Origin of the sequence: Curtobacterium sp. MCBD17_008, assembly GCF_003234475.1 — a bacterium.
Lineage (GTDB): Bacteria > Actinomycetota > Actinomycetes > Actinomycetales > Microbacteriaceae > Curtobacterium.
Genome location: NZ_QKTK01000021.1, coordinates 1 through 17,718, shown reverse-complemented (window position 1 = coordinate 17,718; position 17,718 = coordinate 1). Strand labels below are relative to the sequence as shown.

Annotated in this window: 20 protein-coding genes; 17 read left to right on the top strand and 3 right to left on the bottom strand. The window is 72.1% G+C overall.

The features are described from left to right. Window positions 1-13: 13 nt before the first annotated feature. The 3 genes from DEI95_RS15260 to ffh all read left to right on the top strand — a co-directional run bounded on the left by DEI95_RS15260 (window position 14) and on the right by ffh (window position 2,981). A complete protein-coding gene (locus tag DEI95_RS15260; RefSeq protein WP_220036664.1) occupies window positions 14-385 on the top strand; it encodes a PadR family transcriptional regulator in 372 nt (123 codons plus the stop codon). Then, window positions 382-1,362: a hypothetical protein gene (locus DEI95_RS15255; protein ID WP_146234153.1), complete on the top strand. Its 981-nt coding sequence runs from the start codon at window positions 382-384 to the stop codon at window positions 1,360-1,362. The genes DEI95_RS15260 and DEI95_RS15255 overlap by 4 nt, the downstream gene beginning before the upstream one ends. Window positions 1,363-1,433: 71 nt before the next feature. Next, on the top strand, window positions 1,434-2,981 hold the full coding sequence (gene ffh / locus DEI95_RS15250; protein WP_110826140.1) for a signal recognition particle protein: 1,548 nt from the start codon (window positions 1,434-1,436) through the stop codon (window positions 2,979-2,981). 91 nt (window positions 2,982-3,072) lie between these two features. Here the strand turns inward: ffh and DEI95_RS15245 are convergent, their stop codons facing one another. Beyond that, a complete protein-coding gene (locus DEI95_RS15245; protein WP_110826141.1) occupies window positions 3,073-4,203 on the bottom strand; it encodes a glutamate--cysteine ligase in 1,131 nt (376 codons plus the stop codon). A gap of 93 nt (window positions 4,204-4,296) precedes the next feature. On the opposite strand from DEI95_RS15245, the gene DEI95_RS15240 reads away from it, so the two are divergent. From DEI95_RS15240 to trmD, 5 genes are all read left to right on the top strand, one after another. Continuing rightward, window positions 4,297-6,441 carry an FAD-dependent oxidoreductase gene (locus tag DEI95_RS15240; RefSeq protein WP_258365870.1) on the top strand — a complete coding sequence of 715 codons (2,145 nt, stop codon included), beginning with the start codon at window positions 4,297-4,299 and terminating at the stop codon, window positions 6,439-6,441. A 197-nt stretch (window positions 6,442-6,638) separates the two neighbouring features. Further along, window positions 6,639-7,049 carry a 30S ribosomal protein S16 gene (rpsP, locus tag DEI95_RS15235; protein WP_110826142.1) on the top strand — a complete coding sequence of 137 codons (411 nt, stop codon included), beginning with the start codon at window positions 6,639-6,641 and terminating at the stop codon, window positions 7,047-7,049. 3 nt (window positions 7,050-7,052) lie between these two features. Next, window positions 7,053-7,289 carry an RNA-binding protein gene (locus DEI95_RS15230; RefSeq protein ID WP_110826143.1) on the top strand — a complete coding sequence of 79 codons (237 nt, stop codon included), beginning with the start codon at window positions 7,053-7,055 and terminating at the stop codon, window positions 7,287-7,289. A gap of 19 nt (window positions 7,290-7,308) precedes the next feature. After that, on the top strand, window positions 7,309-7,887 hold the full coding sequence (gene rimM / locus DEI95_RS15225; RefSeq protein ID WP_181419522.1) for a ribosome maturation factor RimM: 579 nt from the start codon (window positions 7,309-7,311) through the stop codon (window positions 7,885-7,887). A gap of 2 nt (window positions 7,888-7,889) precedes the next feature. Further along, a complete protein-coding gene (trmD, locus tag DEI95_RS15220) occupies window positions 7,890-8,576 on the top strand; it encodes a tRNA (guanosine(37)-N1)-methyltransferase TrmD (RefSeq protein WP_110826145.1) in 687 nt (228 codons plus the stop codon). A gap of 84 nt (window positions 8,577-8,660) precedes the next feature. Here the strand turns inward: trmD and map are convergent, their stop codons facing one another. Next, a complete protein-coding gene (gene map, locus DEI95_RS15215; protein WP_110826146.1) occupies window positions 8,661-9,443 on the bottom strand; it encodes a type I methionyl aminopeptidase in 783 nt (260 codons plus the stop codon). A 166-nt stretch (window positions 9,444-9,609) separates the two neighbouring features. On the opposite strand from map, the gene rplS reads away from it, so the two are divergent. From rplS to DEI95_RS15170, 9 genes are all read left to right on the top strand, one after another. Further along, complete coding sequence (rplS, locus tag DEI95_RS15210; protein WP_110826147.1) at window positions 9,610-9,963, top strand: 50S ribosomal protein L19; 354 nt, start codon at window positions 9,610-9,612, stop codon at window positions 9,961-9,963. A 156-nt stretch (window positions 9,964-10,119) separates the two neighbouring features. Further along, window positions 10,120-10,869 (top strand): signal peptidase I, encoded by a 750-nt coding sequence (gene lepB / locus DEI95_RS15205; protein ID WP_110826148.1) that lies wholly within the window; start codon window positions 10,120-10,122, stop codon window positions 10,867-10,869. Next, the gene (locus DEI95_RS15200; protein ID WP_110826149.1) at window positions 10,866-11,564 is read left to right on the top strand and encodes a ribonuclease HII; all 699 of its coding nucleotides are present in this window, start codon (window positions 10,866-10,868) and stop codon (window positions 11,562-11,564) included. Before lepB ends, DEI95_RS15200 begins: the two co-directional genes overlap by 4 nt. Before the next feature lie 7 nt (window positions 11,565-11,571). Beyond that, window positions 11,572-11,895 carry a DUF2469 family protein gene (locus tag DEI95_RS15195; RefSeq protein WP_110826150.1) on the top strand — a complete coding sequence of 108 codons (324 nt, stop codon included), beginning with the start codon at window positions 11,572-11,574 and terminating at the stop codon, window positions 11,893-11,895. A gap of 79 nt (window positions 11,896-11,974) precedes the next feature. Then, window positions 11,975-12,325 carry an Lsr2 family protein gene (locus DEI95_RS15190; protein WP_110826151.1) on the top strand — a complete coding sequence of 117 codons (351 nt, stop codon included), beginning with the start codon at window positions 11,975-11,977 and terminating at the stop codon, window positions 12,323-12,325. A 187-nt stretch (window positions 12,326-12,512) separates the two neighbouring features. Continuing rightward, entirely contained in the window at window positions 12,513-12,899 is a 387-nt protein-coding gene (locus DEI95_RS15185; protein ID WP_110826152.1) for a YraN family protein, read from the top strand. After that, window positions 12,896-14,419: a YifB family Mg chelatase-like AAA ATPase gene (locus tag DEI95_RS15180; protein ID WP_110826153.1), complete on the top strand. Its 1,524-nt coding sequence runs from the start codon at window positions 12,896-12,898 to the stop codon at window positions 14,417-14,419. The genes DEI95_RS15185 and DEI95_RS15180 overlap by 4 nt, the downstream gene beginning before the upstream one ends. After that, the gene (gene dprA, locus DEI95_RS15175) at window positions 14,416-15,696 is read left to right on the top strand and encodes a DNA-processing protein DprA (protein WP_146232845.1); all 1,281 of its coding nucleotides are present in this window, start codon (window positions 14,416-14,418) and stop codon (window positions 15,694-15,696) included. Before DEI95_RS15180 ends, dprA begins: the two co-directional genes overlap by 4 nt. Window positions 15,697-15,860: 164 nt before the next feature. Continuing rightward, a complete protein-coding gene (locus DEI95_RS15170; RefSeq protein ID WP_111060771.1) occupies window positions 15,861-16,838 on the top strand; it encodes a tyrosine recombinase XerC in 978 nt (325 codons plus the stop codon). On the opposite strand, the gene DEI95_RS15165 is transcribed toward DEI95_RS15170, so the two are convergent. Next, window positions 16,775-17,626, bottom strand: a complete 852-nt coding sequence (locus tag DEI95_RS15165; protein ID WP_258365871.1) for a murein hydrolase activator EnvC — start codon at window positions 17,624-17,626, stop codon at window positions 16,775-16,777. The genes DEI95_RS15170 and DEI95_RS15165 overlap by 64 nt on opposite strands. Between the last annotated feature and the right edge of the window lie 92 nt (window positions 17,627-17,718).

Below are 17,718 nucleotides of genomic sequence, written 5' to 3'. Positions count from 1 at the left end.
GTATCCTCGCCACATGAGCACTGCTGAGATGCGCGAACCGACCCTGCTCGTGCTGACCTCCCTCGCCGGAGGGCCCAAGCACGGGTACGGGCTCATCGGTGACGCCGCCGAGTTGTCCGAGGGGCGGGTGCGACTCAAGGTCGGCACGCTCTACGCCGTGCTCGACCGGCTCCTCGACCAGGGCCTGGTCGCCGAGGCGGGCGAAGAGGTCGTCGACGGACGACTCCGTCGCTACTTCGAACTCACCGACACCGGCGCCGACGCACTCGACGCCGAGGTCCGCCGCATCGAGGCCAACGCCGCCGCTGCACGCGCGCGGCTCACCGCGTGGCGGCCGGCTCCGGCCACACGCAGCATCCACATCCGACTGGGGGGAGTGTCGTGACGAACACGAGGCTGGGACAGGGCGCGAGCCTGGAACGCGAATACGGACGGGTGCTCGGGTGGTACCCGTCCCGGTGGCGGCGGACGCACGGGTCGGCGATGCTCGGCACCCTGCTCGACGTCGCCGAGGGGGAGGGCCGCGACCGACCGGCGCACGGCGAGCTCGCGGACCTGCGGTGGCAGGGCCTCCGCGAACGCGTCAACGCCGTCGTGCCGGCCGACGTCCGGGCGCTCGCCGCGTCGATCGGCACCGGCTCCGCGGCCGGCTTCGCCCTGGTCTACCTGCTCGCGGTGTCCTGGGTGCCGTGGGGGCCACCGGCGGGGACGGCCTGGCCTGAGTTGCCGTGGTTCGGCCCGTTCCGCAACCCCGGGGTGCTCTTCGCGGTCCCGGTGCTGATGGGAGCGCTCGCCGCCCTCGTCCGGCAGCGGATCCTCGCTCACGTGTCCGCGGTGATCGCCGTGCTCGGCGTCGTCGTCGCACGGATCACCGTGCAAGCGACCGAGAACTGGAACGGACCGGGGACGACCACGCTCGTGACGGTGGCGGCGCTCGTCGTGGTCGCGAACGTCGGCGATCCACGGGACCGTCGAGCGCTCGGCGTCGCGTTCGCGGTCGTCACCGTCGGGCTGGCGCTCTTCGCCGGCCTGCAGCTGCCGACCGGTCACCCGTTCGAGTCGACGCTCTTCACGGACGGCGCGTGGTGGGGCGCCGCGGTGACGCCGGCGCTCCTCGGCGGCACCGGGGTCCTGGTCCTCGTGACGGTGGTCGGACTGGTCCGTCGTCGCCGGACGGACATCGCGGCAGCGCTCGCCGTGGCCTGGATGCCGTGGGCGCTCGCAGGGACCATCACGCTCCGGTACTTCGCCTCCGAGGACGTCGCCTCGCTCCTCATGGCGGTCGGGTCGACCGCGATGGCGCTCGTCGCCCTGGTGGTCGCCCGCCGGGTCCCCGAGCGGTTCCGACGCGAGCGGGCGTGAACGGCGCCGGCGGTGCGGGCCCGCGCAGCGCCTCCCGGGCCGACGACCGCGGACGGTAGGATGGTCGGATCATGGCGCAATTCGGTTCACTCTCCGATCGGCTCACCGAGACCTTCCGCAACCTGCGGAGCAAGGGACGGCTGACCCCGTCCGACGTGGACGGCACCGTCCGCGAGATCCGGCGGGCCCTGCTCGACGCGGACGTCGCGCTCGAGGTGGTGAAGTCGTTCACCGCCGCCGTGCGTGAACGTGCGCTCTCGGACGAGGTCAACAAGGCCCTCAACCCGGCGCAGCAGGTCGTCCAGATCGTCAACGAGGAGCTCGTGGGCATCCTCGGCGGGCAGCAGCGCCGCCTCGAGTTCGCCAAGCGACCCCCGACGGTCATCATGCTCGCGGGTCTGCAGGGTGCGGGCAAGACGACCCTCGCGGGCAAGCTCGGCAAGTGGCTCAAGAAGGACGGCCACACTCCGATGCTCGTCGCGGCGGACCTCCAGCGTCCGAACGCCGTGCAGCAGCTGCAGGTCGTCGGTGAGCAGGCCGGCGTGCACGTCTTCGCCCCCGAGCCCGGCAACGGCGTCGGTGACCCGGTCAAGGTCGCCAAGAACGCGATCAAGGCCGCCGTCGACCAGCAGTACGACACCGTCATCGTCGACACCGCCGGTCGACTCGGTGTCGACGCCGAGCTCATGAAGCAGGCGGCGAACATCCGCAAGGCGGTCGACCCGGACGAGGTCCTGTTCGTCATCGACGCGATGATCGGTCAGGACGCGGTGAACACCGCCCGTGCCTTCCAGGAGGGCGTCGACTTCACCGGCGTCGTGCTGTCGAAGCTCGACGGCGATGCCCGCGGTGGTGCGGCGCTGTCGGTCGCGTCGGTCACGGGCCGACCGATCATGTTCGCCTCGACGGGTGAGGGGCTCGACGACTTCGAGCCGTTCCACCCGGACCGCATGGCGAGCCGCATCCTCGACCTCGGCGACATCCTGTCCCTCATCGAGCAGGCGCAGGGTGCGTTCGACGAGGAAGAGGCGCGCAAGGTCGCGGACAAGATCGCGTCCGACAACTTCACGCTGAACGACTTCCTGCAGCAGATGCAGCAGCTGCGCAAGGCCGGCTCGATCAAGGGCATGCTCGGCATGCTCCCGGGTGCGAAGGGCATGCGCGAGGCGCTCGACAACTTCGACGAGCGGGAGATCATCCGCACCGAGGCGATCATCCAGTCGATGACGCCGCAGGAACGCGAACTGCCGAAGCTCCTCAACGGTTCCCGTCGCCTCCGCATCGCGCGCGGTGCCGGCTCGACCGTGACCGAGGTGAACGCCCTCGTCAACCGGTTCGAGCAGGCCGCGAAGATGATGAAGACCGTGGCGCGCGGCGGTGTGCCGCAGATGCCGGGCATGGGACCGATCCCGGGCATGCACGGCGGCAAGAAGCAGCAGCCGCAGACCAAGAAGAAGAAGGTCGGCAACCCGGCGAAGCGCGCGGCGCTCGCGGCGGGCGCCCCGGCCGCCCCGCAGCAGGCACCGTCCGGCGCCGGGCTCGGGCTCGGCATGGGCAAGGGCGGCAAGGCACCCAGCGAGGAGGAGCTCGCCTCGCTCCAGAAGTTCCTCGGTCGCTGACCACGACCAGGGGTCGCGCACGCGACCACCATCACGACGGGAGGCCCGTCACCGGCTGGTGACGGGCCTCCCGTCGTGCGTCCGGCGGGTGTCAGAGCGAGTCGCGCAGCTCCGCGACGAGATGCCAGACCACGGCGCGCAGGTCCCCGCTGTTCTCCTGCGCCACCGCGAGTTGGCGCTGGTAGGACGCGCCGCGCTCGATCATCGTGTCGAGGTGGTGCAGCTCCTGCTGGCAACCGAGCCGCTCGGCGACCGGGTCCAGCCGGGTGACGAGGTCGTGCACCTCGTCGGTCACGAGCCGTTCGTCGCCGGCGACGTTCGTGATGATCTCGGCCTCCATGCCGTACCGGGCAGCGCGCCACTTGTTCTCGCGGACGAACCAGGGCTGCATCGCCTGGAGGGTCTCGCCGGCGTCGAGCCGGTCGGAGCTCTCGGTCACCAGGCACTGCACGAGTGCGGTGACGGCGCCGACCTCGTCGAGCGTGGAGATCCCGTCGGACACGCGGTTCTCCAGCGTGCCCCAGCCCGGCGACGGTCGGATGTCCCAGCGCAGGTCCTTCACGCCGTCGATCACGCCGGTGTGCACGAGGTCCCCGACGACCTCCTCGAAGTTCGCCCATGCCCCGAGCTGGGGCGGGAGTCCGCCGGTCGGGAGCTGCTGGAACATCAGGGCCCGGTTCGACGCGTAGCCGGTGTCGGTGCCGCCCCAGAACGGACTCGACGCGGTGAACGCCTGCAGGTGCGGGACGTAGCCGAGCATCGCGTTCATGATCGGGACGGCCTTGTCCCGGTCGTCGATGCCGACGTGCACGTGGACGCCCCAGATGAGCATCTGCCGTCCCCACCAGCGGGTCCGGTCGATGAGTTCCGCGTAGTGCTCGCTGTCCGGGGTGATCTCCTGCTGGTCCCACTGGGCGAACGGGTGTGTGCCGGAACACATCACGTCGGCGTCGAGGGGAGTCGCGGCGTCGATGACCTCGCCGATGATGCCGGAGAGTTCCCGCGTCGCCCCGCCGACCGAACGGTGGACGCCGGTGACGACCTCGACCGTGTTCGTCAGGAGCTCCTCCGTCACCCGGTCCGCATCGCCCAGGCGCTCCCGCACGGCTGCGAGCACAGCCGGTGCCCGGGGGGCGAGGTCACCCGTCGCGCGGTCGACGAGGGGCAGCTCCCACTCGACGCCGATCGTCGACGGGGCTGATTCGGTGAACCGGATGTCCATGGGGCCATCCTGCCCGTCCACCTGACGGATCGGCGGGGAGCGCGGCGTGTCCGCCCTGACGAGCACCCGCACGGGTCGCCTAGTCTTCCTTGCGTGACCGCTGTCGTTCCGCCCGCCGCCACCGTGCCCGTCACCACCGTGCCCGCCGCCACCGTGCCCGCCGACCTCCGCACGGTCGGCTCGCCCTGGACACTGGGCCCACTGCACCTGCCGAACCGGGTGGTGATGGGGTCGATGCACACCGGGCTCGAGGTGCTCGACGACGGTGGGGTCGCGATGGCGGCGTTCTACCGGGAACGAGCGGCCGGGGGAGCGGCCTGCATCATCACCGGCGGGATCGCCGTGAGCGACGAGGCGCGGGGCGGTCCGGACTTCGCGGTCTTCGGCGTCGGCGGGGCCGACGAGCGCTTCCGCACGGCGGTCGACGCGGTGCACGACGCGGGCGGGACGGTCCTCGCGCAGCTCTTCCACGCCGGTCGGTACGCCCTGGTCGGCGGGCTGCAGGACCGACACGGCCGACCCCAGCGCGCGGTCGCTCCGTCCGCGCTGCCCTGGGCTGCCGCGCGCGGGGTGGTGCCCGAGGAGCTGACCGCGGACGAGGTCCGGCGCACCGTCGAGGACTTCGCCGCCGCGGCGCGGACCGCCGCGGCGATCGGCTTCGACGGCGTCGAGATCATGGCGTCCGAGGGGTACCTGGTCAACCAGTTCCAGTCGCCGCTGACGAACCTGCGCGACGACGAGTGGGGTGGGACCCCCGAGAAGCGCCGTCGGTTCGCGGTGGAGGTCGTGCGTGCGGTCCGCACCGCGGTCCCGGACCTGGCCGTCACGATCCGCCTGTCCGGAGCAGACCTCATGCCCGGCTCGTCGTCCGATGCCGACGTCGACGCGCTCGTGCTCGAACTGCTGCCGCTCGGGCTCGACGCGATCTCGGTCGGCATCGGGTGGCACGAGTCCCGGACGCCGACGATCCAGGCCGCGGTGCCGCACGGCGCGTGGATCGAGCAGGCCGCCCGGATCGCCGACGTCGTCCGCGCCTCCGACCACCCGCACGTCCGGGTCATCGCCTCGAACCGGATGACGGACCTCCGTGACGCCGAGGCCGTGCTGGCCGACCGACGGATCGACGCGGTGGCGCTCGCCCGACCGTTCCTGGCCGACGCGCAGCTCGTGGAACGGTCCCTGGCCGGCCGGCCCGACCTCGTGAACACCTGCATCGGCTGCAACCAGGCGTGCCTCGACCGGTCCGTGGTCGGCGCACCGGTGTCGTGCCTCGTCAACCCACGCGCAGCCCGGGAGCTGCAGTTCCCCCTCCGACCCAGCTCGGAGCCGAAGCGCGTGGACGTCGTGGGCGGGGGACCGGCGGGACTCGCCGCAGCGGTCGACGCCGCCCGCCGTGGTCACGACGTCCGGCTGTGGGAGGCGTCGGACGTCCTGGGCGGACAGTTCGGACTCGCCGCGGTGATCCCCGGCAAGGAGGACTACGCCGGTCCGGTGCAGGCCGCACGCGCGGAACTCGCGGAGCGCGGCGCCACCGTGCACCTCGGGCGGGCGGCGACCGTCGACGACCTGACGGGCAGCGACGCGGTGGTGCTCGCCTCCGGTGTCGTGCCCCGGGAGGTTGCCCTGCCCGGCGCCGACCTGCCGCACGTGCTCACCTACGAGCAGGCGCTCCGCGAGGGCGTGCCCGAGGGCAGCGTTGCGGTCATCGGCGGCGGCGGGATCGGCGTCGACACCGCCGCCTTCCTCACCGAGTCACCCGACGAGGCGGTCCGCGCCGTCGAGTTCGCCGCCCGCTGGGACGTTCCGGTCTCGACGGAACTGGTCGGTGACCTGCCACAGCGCCAGCCGACCGTGCACCGGACGGTCCGCCCGGGCCACCTGGTCACGGTGCTCCGCCGGAACGGGAAGTTCGGCCAGGGCGTGGGCCTCACCTCGCGGTGGGTGGCGCTCGGTCGGCTCCGTGACGCAGGCGTCCGGATGCTCGGTGACGTGCAGGAGTACCTCCGCATCGAACCGGGCGCGCTCTGGATCCGCGACGGGTCCGGCACGGAGGTCGCCGTCCCGGCGGACGTCGTTGTGCTCTGTGCCGGCCAGGAGGCGCGGGACGACCTGGTCGCGGGCCTCCGGTCCGCCGACGTGCCGTTCGCGGTGGTGGGCGGTGCCCGGGACGCCCGCGCGGTCGACGCCGTGCGCGCCACGAGTGAGGCCCTGGAGGCGGTCCGCGCGTTGGCGCCGTGACCGCCCGGATCGAGTGCCCGGGGCGCGCCGCGCGTCGTGGCTCGCTTCCCGCTCGGGAATCTGCAAGAATGAACGGTCGAATCGTGTCCGCTCGACCCTCTATCCAGCGGATCGCGAGTCTCTCAGAGCTTCCACCGTGTGTGCCCCCACGCCCGCGGTTCCGGTTCAACCACAACACGTACGCAACAGGAGTCATTGTGGCTGTCAAGATCCGTCTCAAGCGCCTCGGCAAGATCCGAGCGCCGTACTACCGCATCGTCGTCGCCGACTCGCGCACCAAGCGCGACGGTCGTGTGATCGAGGAGATCGGCAAGTACCACCCCACCGAGGAGCCCTCGTTCATCGAGGTCCAGTCCGAGCGTGCGCAGTACTGGCTCGGCGTCGGCGCGCAGCCGACCGAGCAGGTCGCCGCGCTCCTCAAGCTGACCGGTGACTGGGCCAAGTTCAAGGGCGAGAAGGACACCGAGTCCAAGGTCAAGGTCCGCGAGCCGAAGCCGGCCTTCACGGTCGACAGCTCGAAGAAGGCCGTCCTCAAGCCCAAGTCGGAGAAGACGGCCCCGGCCGCTCCGGCAGCGGACGAGTCCTCCGACGAGACGACCGAGGCGTAGTCCTTGCTCGAATCCGCGCTGACGCACCTCGTCAAGGGGATCGTCGATCACCCTGACGACGTGCGCGTCGCCAGCTCCACCTCCGCGCGGGGCGAGGTCCTCGAGGTGCGTGTGCACCCCGAGGACCTCGGCCGCGTGATCGGTCGCGCCGGACGCACCGCGAAGGCGCTCCGCACGCTCGTCACGGCCCTGGCCGACGGCAAGCGCGTGCGGGTCGACGTGGTGGACAGCGATTCCTAGGGAGACGACCCAGCTCCGGGTGGGTCGCATCACGAAGGCGCACGGGCTCAAGGGCGGCATCAAGCTCGAGCTCTACACCGACGACCCGGATCGTCGGTTCACGCCGGGAGCGGTCTTCACGCTCCAGGTCCCCGACGACTCCCCGTGGTCGGGCAAGACCATCGCGCTCGACGAACTCCGCTGGTACAACGGCCACCCCGTCGCGTTCTTCGCGGGTGTCGCCGACCGGAGCGCCGCCGAGACCCTCGCGCGGGCGATCCTCTGGGTCGAGCAGGACACCGACGAGGACACCGGTGAGGACGACGCCTGGTACGACCACCAGCTGGTCGGCCTGAAGGTCCTCCGCGACGGCGTCGAGGTCGGCACCGTCGCACGGGTCGACCACCTGCCGGCACAGGACCTGCTCGCGGTCGACACGCCCGATCGCGGCGAGGTCCTCGTGCCGTTCGTCGCGGCGATCGTGCCCGCGGTCGACCTCGACGCCGGCACCGTCACGGTCACCCCGCCGACCGGTCTGTTCGAGGACCCGGAGGACACCAGCCGTCCCGAGACGGTGACCCCACCGGCGACGTCCCCGGCCGCCGACACCGAGGACTGACCGTGCGGATCGACATCGTCACGATCTTCCCGGAGTTCTTCGGGGTGCTCGACGTCTCCCTGCTCGGCAAGGCCCGGCAGGGCGGCCTGCTCGACCTGCACGTGCACGACCTCCGCTCGTGGACGACCGACCGGCACCGCACGGTCGACGACACCCCGTACGGCGGCGGCGCCGGCATGGTGATGAAGCCGGAACCGTGGGCCCAGGCCCTCGACGCCCTGCTCCGCCCTGACGGCTCGTCGACGCTCGTCGTGCCGACGCCCGCGGGGACGCCCTTCCGGCAGACCATCGCCCGGTCCCTCGCCGAGCACGAGCACCTCGTGTTCGCCTGCGGTCGGTACGAGGGGATCGACGCCCGCGTGTTCGAATGGGCCGCGGCGCGCAGCACGGTCGTCGAGCTCTCCCTCGGTGACTACGTGTTGAACGGCGGCGAGGTCGCGGCGATGGCCGTGATCGAGGCCGTCGGACGGCTGGTCCCGGGTGTCGTCGGCAACCCCGAGTCACTCGTCGAGGAGTCCCACGAGGACGGCCTGCTCGAGTACCCCTCCTACACGAAGCCGGCGTCGTGGCGCGGCCTCGACGTGCCGGACGTGCTGCTCAGCGGGCACCACGCGCGCGTCGCCTCCTGGCGCCACGAGCAGCAGGTGGAGCGGACGCGGCGCGTCCGTCCGGACCTGCTGCCGGACTGAGCGGGTCGACGCGACCCCTCGACGGACGGGAGGCCCGACACCAGCTGGTGTCGGGCCTCCCGTCCGTTCGTCGGTGCTGCCGCCTCAGGCGCCGCGCTGCGCGCGCCGGAGGGTGAGGACCTCCGGGCCCTGTTCCGTGACGGCGACCGTGTGCTCGACGTGCGCGGCCCGTGACCCGTCGACACTGCGGAGCGTCCAGCCGTCCTCGTCCTGGACGAGCTCGTCCGTGCCCTGCATGAGCCAGGGCTCGATCGCGACGACGAGGCCCGGTCGGAGCTTCAGTCCGCGTCCCGGGCGGCCGTCGTTCGGGACGTGCGGGTCGCCGTGCATGGTGCGGCCGACGCCGTGCCCGCCGAACTGCAGGTTCACGTCGTACCCGGCGCCCCTGGCGACCGAGCCGATCGCGGCGGAGACGTCGCCGAGCTTGTTGCCCGGGGTCGCCTGCGCGATGCCGGCGGCGAGGCACCGTTCGACCGTGGTGATGAGACGCTGGTCCTCGTCCCGGGGCGTGCCCACCTGCACGGTGACGGCGGAGTCCGCGACCCACCCGCCGACGCTCGCGGCGAAGTCGAGGCTGACCAGGTCGCCGTCCTGCAGCACACGGTCGTACGGCAGCCCGTGCAGGGCCGCGTCGTTCACCGACGTGCAGAGGTTCTTGCCGAACGGCGACTTCCCGAAGGACGGGTGGTAGTCCACGTAGCAGCTCTCGGCGCCACGGTCCGCGATCATCCGCGCGGCCACGCGGTCGAGGTCGAGCAGGTTCACCCCGACGTCGACCGTCTCCAGCAGGGTGTCGAGGACGTCGGCGACGAAGCGGCCGGCGACACGCAGTCCGTCGAGTTCGGCGGGGGTGCGGAGTTCGATCATGGGACCATCCTGCCGGTTGGCTGCGGTGGGGTTGTTGTGGCATGATGATCGATCGTGCCCTGGCTGGACTCTGCCACGGGGGAGTCGCCGACACCGGGCACGCATCTCGTACTTTCCGAATTCGATCCGCGGCGACCCGTGTGCGTCCGCAGGAAGTGACACCATCATGCAGCTGCTCGACCACGTGACCGCCGGTGCCCTGCGCACCGACCACCCGGACTTCCGCCCCGGCGACACCGTCAAGGTCCACGTCAACATCGTCGAAGGCACGCGTTCGCGTATTCAGGTCTTCCAGGGCGTCGTCATCGGCCGCCAGGGCCACGGCATCGGCGAGACCTTCACGGTCCGCAAGGTGAGCTTCCAGGTCGGCGTCGAGCGCATGTTCCCGGTGCACTCCCCGATCATCGACCACGTCGAGATCGTCACCCGCGGTGACGTCCGTCGCGCGAAGCTCTACTACCTCCGCGAACTCCGCGGCAAGGCGGCCCGCCGCAAGATCAAGGAGAAGCGCGACAACTGATCGCCTTCACAGCGACGCCCGGAACGCCGGGCCCGCTGCGAGCCCCTCGTCCATGTACGGTTGTGCATCGGCGGGGGGCTCGCCCGTTCCCGGAGCCGCTCGCGCTCCGGGGGCATGCGTCCCGGGCCCCCGGGGAACAGGTCGACGAGAGTGGAAATGACGGACACGACTGAGGGCGAGGCCCGTCGCCCGCGGAACACGAGGAAGCCGCGGAACGGGGTGCTGACCTTCCTGCGGGACCTCGTCATCATCTTCATCGCGGCACTCCTGGTGTCCTTCCTGGTGAAGACCTTCCTGATCCGCTCCTTCTACATCCCCTCTGCCTCGATGCAGAACACGCTGCAGATCAACGACCGCGTGATCGTCAACGAACTCGTGCCGGACACCGTCGCCCTCAAGCGCGGGGACGTCGTCGTCTTCAAGGACCCGGGCGGGTGGCTCGACGGCGAGCAGCTGCCGAACGTGACCCCGACGTCGCCCGTCGGTCAAGCGGCCGACTGGCTGCTCACGCAGGTCGGGCTCGGGACCGGGGACAGCGACGACCACCTCATCAAGCGGGTCATCGGGCTGCCGGGCGACACCGTCGCGTGCTGCAACGACCTCGGTCAGATGACGGTCAACGGGGTCCCGATCACGGAGCCGTACCTCAAGCTCCCGGCCGGCGACACCCGTGCCTCGTCGACCGACTTCTCCGTCACCGTGCCGAAGGGCACCATCTGGGTGATGGGCGACAACCGGAACGACTCGAAGGACTCCCGGTACAACGGGGACACCCCGTCGAAGGGGTTCGTCCCCCTCTCCGACGTCACGGGCCGGGCGTTCGTCATCTCCTGGCCGATGAGCCGGTGGACCTGGCTCGACGACCATCCCGAGGTCTTCGCCGGCGTGGAGGAGCGGGACGAGTGACCCCGGTCCGTCCGTCCCTGCGGCTGGAGAAGTCGCTCTTCGCCGCCGGCCGGGTCACCGTGATCGGTGTCGACGAGGTCGGCCGTGGTGCCATCGCCGGGCCGGTCGGCGTCGGTGTCGCGGCGGTGACGGTCGACGTCCGTCGCGTGCCGCAGGGGCTGGCCGACTCGAAGCTCCTGTCCCAGGCGCGGCGGACCGAGCTCGTGCCGACGGTCACCCGGTGGGCGCGCACCGCCGTCGGGATGGCGTCCGCCGAGGTCGTCGACGAGCAGGGCATCGTCGCCGCACTGGGGCTGGCCGGGGCGCGGGCGATCACGACCCTCGTCGACGACGGGGTCTCGCTCGAGGGAGCGGTGGTGGTGCTCGACGGGTCGTTCGACTGGCTCTCGCGGGCCCTGCCGTCCGAGCACCGGCCACTCGACGTCCAGGTGCGGGTGAAGGCGGACCGTGACTGCGCCTCCGTGGCCGCGGCGTCCGTCGTCGCCAAGGTCGCTCGTGACGAGCTGATGATCGCTGCGCACGACGATGCGCCGCACTACGCGTGGGCGTCCAACAAGGGGTACGGCTCGACCGCGCACTACGACGCCATCCGAACGGTCGGGCCGCATGCGCTGCACCGGAAGACCTGGTTGCACGCCGCCTCCGCGGTCGCGCTCGACGGGTTCGAGGAACTCGACCGCGTCGCCGTAGACTGAGCGCGCGATGGATGACGAAGAATTCGACGACTACGACCGCGAGGTCGAACTTGCCCTGTACCGCGAGTACCGCGACGTCGTCGGGCAGTTCCGGTACGTGGTCGAGACCGAGCGCCGCTTCTACCTGGCGAACGAGGTCGAGCTGGTCCGTCGGGACACCGAGCACGACTTCTACTTCGAATTGACGATGAACGACGTGTGGGTCTGGGACGTCTACCGGTCCGACCGATTCGTGAAGTCCGTTCGCGTTCTCACGTTCAAGGACGTGAACGTCGAAGAACTCACCGCGCGGGAACTCGAACTCCCCAAGGAACTCGCTCTCGACGAGTAGGGGATCGCCGACGCATTCGGTCATTCCGGAAACTCCTGCGATACGCTGGACCGTATTCACGATCCTGAAGGAGTGAGAAATGGCGCAGAAGGTCACTGTCCAGCTCGTCGACGATCTCGACGATTCGCCGATCGCCGCTGGCGATGGCCGCACGGTCGAGTTCGCGTTCGACGGTTCGTCCTACGAGATCGACCTGTCCAACGACAACGTCGACAAGTTCCGGGACGCGATCTCGGACTACATCGCAGCAGCGCGCAAGACCGCCGGTCGTCGCACCGGGTCGACGGGCAAGCCCTCGTCGGCGCCGAAGCGCGGCAACTCCGAGGAACTCGGCAAGATCCGCGAATGGGCGAAGGAGAACGGCTACGAGGTCTCTTCTCGTGGTCGTATCTCGACGCAGGTGCAGGAAGCGTACGCAGCCGCACACTGATCATCCCGATCGGCGTCCGTCGCCGATCACAGCAAGGGCCGGACATTCCGTGAGGAATAGTCCGGCCTTTGTCGTTGTGCGGGACATCGGGCCAACCGTTCCTCCACAGGACGGTCTTTCCGCGCGTCCATCCACAGGACACCACGAGCCTTCTCCATTCGGTCGCGGCGTTCATCATCCTGACTCCATGACGAATCGAGCAGCGCCACGAGTTCCAACCGACTCGCGGAGAGCAACGGGGATGACCGGAGAACGCCACGCCGTGGAATGGCTCGAGCGGCACGGGTTCCGGATCATCGACCGGAACTGGCGATGCGCACGCGGCGAGATCGACATCGTCGCGCGGACCGGCGAGACCATCGTCTTCGTCGAGGTGAAGACCCGGACCGGCCAGGCCGCCGGTCATCCGCTCGAAGCCGTGACGCCGCAGAAGCTCGCCCGCATGCGTCGACTCGTCCCGGCCTGGTTCCACGCGAACCGCGACGAGACGGCGCGCGCGATCCGGCTCGACTGCATCGCCGTCACGATCGTGGCGGACCACGTGGCGATCGAGCACGTCGAGGCGATCGGATGAGTGACATCGGACGGACGTCGGCCGTGGCGCTCGTGGGGGTGCGGGGGACCCTCGTCGAGGTCGAAGCGCACCTCACCAGTCAGCTGCCGACCTTCAGCATCATCGGGTTGCCGGACACGTCGCTCGGGGAAGCCCGGGAACGCGTCCGCTCGGCAGCGACCGTCGCCGACTGCCCGCTGCCGTCACGTCGCATCACGGTCAACCTCACCCCGGCCAGCGTCCCCAAGCGCGGCTCCGGGTTCGACCTGGCCATCGCGATGGCGGTCCTCGCCGCCGCGGGGACGGCTCCCGGGGCCGACCGACGGACCGTCTACGTCGGAGAGCTCGGTCTCGACGGACGCGTCCGCCCCGTGTTGGGCATCATCCCGGTCGTGCTGGCGGCCCGCGAGGCCGGGATGGACCGCGTCGTCCTGCCGATCGGGAACCTCGCAGAGGCGCAGGCCGTCCCCGGGGTGACGCTCACCGGGGTGGACTCGCTCCGGTCCGCCGCGATCGACGCCGGTGCCGATCTCCCGGCCGGGTTCGCCGACCCGGTGCTCCTCCCGGTGCCGGTCGACGACACACCACCGCCGCTCGAGCTCGCCGACGTGGTCGGCAACGCCATCGGTGTCCGCGCGGTCGTCACCGCCGCCGCGGGCGGCCACCACGTCCTCCTGCTCGGGCCGCCGGGTTCGGGCAAGACCATGCTCGCCGAACGCCTGCCCGCGCTGCTGCCGGACCTCGATGGCGACGCGGCACTCGAGGTCGCCGCGGTCCGGTCGGTCGCAGGGCACGGCGTGCGCTCCTGGACACGGCGACCGCCGTGGGAAGCGCCGCACCACTCGGCGTCGGCGGCCGCCCTGATCGGCGGCGGGACGGGGCAGCTCCGGCCGGGAGCGGTGTCACGGGCGACAGGCGGTGTGCTGTTCCTCGACGAAGCGACCGAGTTCCCCCGAGCGGTCCTGGACGCGCTCCGGCAACCCCTCGAAGCAGGGTGCATCACGGTGCACCGCGCCGGCGGATCAGCCGAGTTCCCCGCCCGGTGTCAGCTCGTGCTCGCCGCCAACCCCTGTCCGTGCGGGAACGCCGGGGGTGTCGGTGGCCCGGCCTGCACGTGTCCGCCGAGCGCGGTCCGGCGGTACCTCGGTCGCCTGTCCGGGCCGCTGCTCGACCGCATCGACATCCGGGTCGCGGTCGCCAGGGTGACGACCGGGACGCTCCGCGCGAGTGACGGGACGGCCCCGACCACCGATGCGGCGAGGCGGGTGATCGGCGATGCCCGGGAGCGCATGCGGACTCGGCTCCGGGGGACCGGATGGACCACGAACGCCGACGTCACCGGCACGTGGCTGCGCGGTGACGGCCGCGCCGCACCGGGTGCCTCCGACGTCCTCGACCGAGCACTCGACCTCGGCACCCTGACGATGCGCGGATGGGACCGGGTGATGCGACTGGCGTGGACGATCGCGGACCTCGACGGCGACGACCGACCCGACCGACGACACGTCGAGCGCGCGCTCGCGCTGCGGACGGCGCTGTGAGCACCGGGGGCAGGACTGCCCGGCGCAGGAGCGTCGACCGTGCCGCCGCGCTGTCACGACTCCGTGCCGCCGTCGTACGACCCGGCGAGCTGGGCACCGACGAACTCCTCGCCCGGGTCGCCTGGTCGACGGTCGTCGAGCCGGGGGACGGCACGGCCGGCGAGCTGGTGGGACGGCTGGGCGCGGGCCGCTCGATCCGTGCCGTCCTGCAGGCGCTCGACGACGGGCCGGTGGCACTCGGGGAGATGCTCGTCGACACCGGACGCGACTCGGCGGAGGACGACGTGCGCGACGAGCTCGCCCGGGCGGCCTCGGACCCGCTCGTGCCGGCACTCGAACGGTGGCGCCCACGGCTGCTCCGCCTCGACGTCGACGCCGTCCTGGGAGCAGCCTCCGCCGTGGGGTGCACGCTCCTCGTCCCGGGTGACGAGGACTGGCCGGCCGGGATCGACGACCTCGGTGTCCATGCTCCCCTCGTGCTGTGGCGTCGAGGAACGCGTCCGGTCGGTGACCTCCCGGGCATCTCGGTCGTGGGGGCCCGGGCGAACACGGTCCTCGGAGCGGAGGCCGCGGCGGAGATCACCTCGGCCGCGGCGGACGCCGGGTGCCTCGTCGTCTCCGGGGGCGCGTACGGCATCGACGCGGTCGCGCACCGGGTGGCCCTCGCAGCAGGTACACCCACGGTCGCGGTGCTCGCCGGCGGTGTCGACCAGCTCTACCCGGCGGGGAACAGCACCATGCTCCGGAGCGTCGCCGACCACGGAGCCCTGCTCGCGGAGTGCCCGCCCGGCACCAGACCGTCTCGGTGGCGGTTCCTCGCCCGCAACCGGCTCATCGCTGCCCTGGGGTCGGTGTCGGTCATCGTGGAGGCGGGTGCGCGGTCGGGCGCACTCAACACGGCCCACCATGCCGGGCAACTCGGGCGACCGGTCTTCGCCGTGCCGGGGCCGTACTCGTCCTCGGCGTCGGCCGGCTGCCACCGGCTGATCGCCGATCGCCGTGCCGAGATCGTCGTGCACCCGGCGGATCCCGTCGACGCGGCCCTCCGCACCCGGTCCGGGGACCCGACGACGGACCCTGCGGTGCCGATCGCCGCCGCGCGCGTCGATCCCGAGGTGCTCCGTGCCGTCGATGCCCTGAGCCGCCGGAGACCGATCCCGCTCGACGAGGTCGCCGTCCGGTCCGGGCTGTCACCGGCGGACGCGACCGACGCTCTCGCGCTCGCCGAGCTGCAAGGGCTGGTGACGCGGGGGCCTGGCGGGTGGACGGCCGCGTGACACCAGACGACGGGGGGAGCCGGCGGCGGAGCGGGAGGACGACCAGCGCGACGTCCGGAGCGGGACCGGGACCGCCGTCGTCCTCCGCAGTCTCGGGTGGGGGACGGGCCGCGCACCCGGCGGGGTGACGGGAGCGTGCTCGATGCCGGCCGTACCCTGACGAGGTGCACGACGACGAGGGACACCACCGCGGGAGTGACTGGCTCGACCGGGCCGTGTCGGCGTTCCTGGAGCACGGCCGACACGGGCGCGGCCTCAGTGAGCAGACCGTGCGGGCGTACCGCGCGGACCTCGACGACCTCACGGCGTTCGCGTCCGGGCGGGGGATCGACCGGACCGACGGCATCACGCTCGAGCTCCTGCGCGACTGGTTGTGGACGGCGAACGAGCGCGGTCTCGCCCGCTCGACGATCGCCCGTCGGAGCGCGTCGGTGCGCGCCTTCACCCGGTGGGCGAGCGAGTCCGGCGTGCTGCCGGTCGACCCCGGCGTGCGGCTCCGCGCGCCGAAGGGTGCCGCGCACCTGCCGCGCGTGGTCGCACAGGACCAGGTGCGGGAGATGCTCGACGGATTGAGCGCCCGCGCGGTCGGTGACGACCCCGCCGCCCTGCGCGACCTCGCCGTGGTCGAGCTGCTCTACGCCGCCGGCATCCGGGTGAGCGAACTCGTCGGACTGGACCTGACGGACCTCGACCGGGAGCGCCTGACGGTCCGGGTGCTCGGCAAGGGCGGGAAGGAACGCGTCGTGCCGTTCGGGGTGCCGGCACGGGACGCCCTCGAGGACTGGCTCGAGCGCGGCCGACCGGCGCTCGCCGCCGCCGGTACTCCGTCGACCGGCGCACCGCCCGCTCGGACGTCCGCGGCGGGCACCGCCCTGTTCCTCGGCGACCGCGGAGCGCGACTCGGCACCAGGAGCGCCTACCGCATCGTGGCGAGACTGCTCGAAGCGCTACCGGGGGACGGGCCGAGTGGCCCGCACACCTTCCGGCACACGGCGGCGACGCACCTGTTGGACGGGGGAGCGGACCTCCGTGCCGTGCAGGAGATGCTCGGGCACGCCAGCCTCGGCACCACGCAGATCTACACGCACGTCTCGTCCGCTCGGTTGCGCGAGGTGTACCGGACGGCGCACCCCCGCGCCTGACCGGTGCCCGCTCCGACGCCGGCGGCCAGCGCGTTCTCCGGCAGCAGGACCGGCCAGGCCGGTGCCGGCAGCAACGGGAGCGGATCGACGTAGCTGCCGTCGTCCCGAGCGCCGAGGTGCAGGCACGGCGTCACGGCAGGGCAGTGCCCGGACGCGACGACCCCGACCGGCGCCCCACGGTCGACACGGTCGCCCTTCCGGACGACCGGTCGCACGGGGTCGAGGGTGCTCACGAGCCCGTCTCCGTGGTCGATGGTCACGACCGGTCGACCTCCGACCGGGCCGGCGAACGTGACGGTCCCCGCGTCGGGGGCCGTCACGGTGGTGCCAGGGTCCGCGGCGACGTCCAGACCACGGTGCCCGGGCCCGTACTCGGTCGCCGGGGGTTCCCACGGCCGCTGGACGACGTGACGTGCCGTCGGCCAGGACCACCGGGGCCGTCCCACCGTGGACCGGGCCGCGCCGGACGGGGCGGAGGCAGGTGCTGGCTCGACGAGGCCGGTCCGGCTCATCTGGCCGTCCTGGCCGACCGCGCCGACCGCGCCGACCGCGCCGACCGCGCCACCCGAGCCACCCGCGCCGATCTGGCCGCCCGCGCCGACGCCGTGGAATGCCGCCGCCCACCCCCGCTCCCCGGGCCGGTCGACCATCCCGGCGGCACGACCCGGGGCGGCGAGGTCGGCCACACCGACCCGACCCACCGGTCCGACCAGGCCGACCACGGCCACGGCCACGGATGCAGCCAGCCCCACCCGCAGGACGCCCGGCAGCGCCCTCCGAGTCCTCATCGCGGTCGCAGTCGCCGCGGACGCCGGGACCCGTGGCCACCCAGCCCGCCACTCAGCCCGCCACGGACACCGCCACGCACCCCGCCACGGAC